The sequence below is a fragment of the Acinetobacter sp. WCHAc060006 genome, from assembly GCF_004209135.1.
GTDB classification, from domain to species: Bacteria; Pseudomonadota; Gammaproteobacteria; order Pseudomonadales; family Moraxellaceae; genus Acinetobacter; species Acinetobacter cumulans.
In genome coordinates, this window is the sequence record NZ_SGSS01000066.1 from 1 (window position 1) to 2,596 (window position 2,596).

Below are 2,596 nucleotides of genomic sequence, written 5' to 3' on the forward strand. Positions count from 1 at the left end.
GGTGATAGTCCTGTACACGAAAGGGCTTATATGATGATGTCGAGTAGGGCGAGGCACGTGAAACCTTGTCTGAATATGGGGGGACCATCCTCCAAGGCTAAATACTCCTGACTGACCGATAGTGAACCAGTACCGTGAGGGAAAGGCGAAAAGAACCCCTGTGAGGGGAGTGAAATAGATCCTGAAACCGCATGCATACAAGCAGTGGGAGCCGACTTGTTCGGTGACTGCGTACCTTTTGTATAATGGGTCAGCGACTTACATTCAGTAGCAAGGTTAACCGTATAGGGGAGCCGTAGGGAAACCGAGTCTTAATAGGGCGTTTAGTTGCTGGGTGTAGACCCGAAACCAGGTGATCTATCCATGAGCAGGTTGAAGGTTGGGTAACACTAACTGGAGGACCGAACCCACTGTCGTTGAAAAGCCAGGGGATGACTTGTGGATAGGGGTGAAAGGCTAATCAAACTTGGTGATAGCTGGTTCTCCCCGAAAGCTATTTAGGTAGCGCCTCGGACGAATACCATTGGGGGTAGAGCACTGTTTCGGCTAGGGGGTCATCCCGACTTACCAAACCGATGCAAACTCCGAATACCAATGAGTACTATCCGGGAGACAGACTGCGGGTGCTAACGTCCGTAGTCAAGAGGAAAACAATCCAGACCGCCAGCTAAGGCCCCTAAATTATAGTTAAGTGGGAAACGATGTGGGAAGGCATAGACAGCTAGGAGGTTGGCTTAGAAGCAGCCACCCTTTAAAGAAAGCGTAATAGCTCACTAGTCGAGTCGGCCTGCGCGGAAGATGTAACGGGGCTAAAACTATATGCCGAAGCTGCGGATTTGCAATTTATTGCAAGTGGTAGGGGAGCGTTCTGTAAGCCGATGAAGGTGGATTGAGAAGTCTGCTGGAGGTATCAGAAGTGCGAATGCTGACGTGAGTAACGACAAAACGGGTGAAAAACCCGTTCGCTGAAAGACCAAGGGTTCCAGTCCAACGTTAATCGGGGCTGGGTGAGTCGACCCCTAAGGCGAGGCCGAGAGGCGTAGTCGATGGGAAATTGGTTAATATTCCAATACTTCTGTGTAATGCGATGAGAGGACGGAGTAAGTTAAGTCAGCCTGGCGTTGGTTGTCCAGGTGAAAGGATGTAGGCATGTATCTTAGGCAAATCCGGGGTACTCTATGCTGAGATCTGATAGCAAGCTGTACTTGTACAGTGAAGTGGCTGATACTATGCTTCCAGGAAAAGTCTCTAAGCTTCAGTTACACAGGAATCGTACCCGAAACCGACACAGGTGGTCAGGTCGAGTAGACCAAAGCGCTTGAGAGAACTCTGCTGAAGGAACTAGGCAAAATGGTACCGTAACTTCGGGAGAAGGTACGCTGCTGACGGTGATGGAACTTGCTTCCTGAGCTATCGGCAGCCACAGAAACCAGGCCCCTGCAACTGTTTATTAAAAACATAGCACTCTGCAAACACGAAAGTGGACGTATAGGGTGTGATGCCTGCCCGGTGCTGGAAGGTTAATTGATGGGGTTAGCGTAAGCGAAGCTCTTGATCGAAGCCCCAGTAAACGGCGGCCGTAACTATAACGGTCCTAAGGTAGCGAAATTCCTTGTCGGGTAAGTTCCGACCTGCACGAATGGCATAATGATGGGGGCGCTGTCTCCAGCAGAGGCTCAGTGAAATCGAAATCGCCGTGAAGATGCGGTGTACCCGCGGCTAGACGGAAAGACCCCGTGAACCTTTACTGCAGCTTGACATTGAACTTTGATCTTACTTGTGTAGGATAGGTGGGAGGCTTTGAAGCAGCGACGCTAGTTGCTGTGGAGCCAATCTTGAAATACCACCCTGGTAATATTGAGGTTCTAACTCTGCTCCATTATCTGGAGCGAGGACCATGTCTGGTGGGTAGTTTGACTGGGGCGGTCTCCTCCTAAAGAGTAACGGAGGAGTACGAAGGTGCGCTCAGCGTGGTCGGAAATCACGCGTAGAGTATAAAGGCAAAAGCGCGCTTAACTGCGAGACCCACAAGTCGAGCAGGTACGAAAGTAGGTCTTAGTGATCCGGTGGTTCTGTATGGAAGGGCCATCGCTCAACGGATAAAAGGTACTCTGGGGATAACAGGCTGATACCGCCCAAGAGTTCATATCGACGGCGGTGTTTGGCACCTCGATGTCGGCTCATCTCATCCTGGGGCTGAAGCAGGTCCCAAGGGTATGGCTGTTCGCCATTTAAAGAGGTACGCGAGCTGGGTTTAGAACGTCGTGAGACAGTTCGGTCCCTATCTACCGTGGGCGCTGGAAATTTGAGAGGATCTGCTCCTAGTACGAGAGGACCAGAGTGGACGAACCTCTGGTGTACCGGTTGTGACGCCAGTCGCATCGCCGGGTAGCTATGTTCGGAAGGGATAACCGCTGAAAGCATCTAAGCGGGAAGCCTACCTCAAGATAAGATTTCCCTAGGAATTTATTCCTCTAAAGAGCCGTTGAAGACTACGACGTTGATAGGTTGGATGTGGAAGTGCGGTGACGCATGAAGCTGACCAATACTAATTGCTCGTGAGGCTTGACTATACAACACCCAAACAGTTGTTGTA

The 2,596-nt window shown here is 50.7% G+C and carries 1 rRNA gene; it reads left to right on the forward strand.

Features of this window, described 5'->3' with window-relative positions:
- Positions 1–2,573, forward strand: a 23S ribosomal RNA gene (locus tag EXE29_RS17095); the annotation flags it as partial.
- Positions 2,574–2,596: the final 23 nt, after the last annotated feature.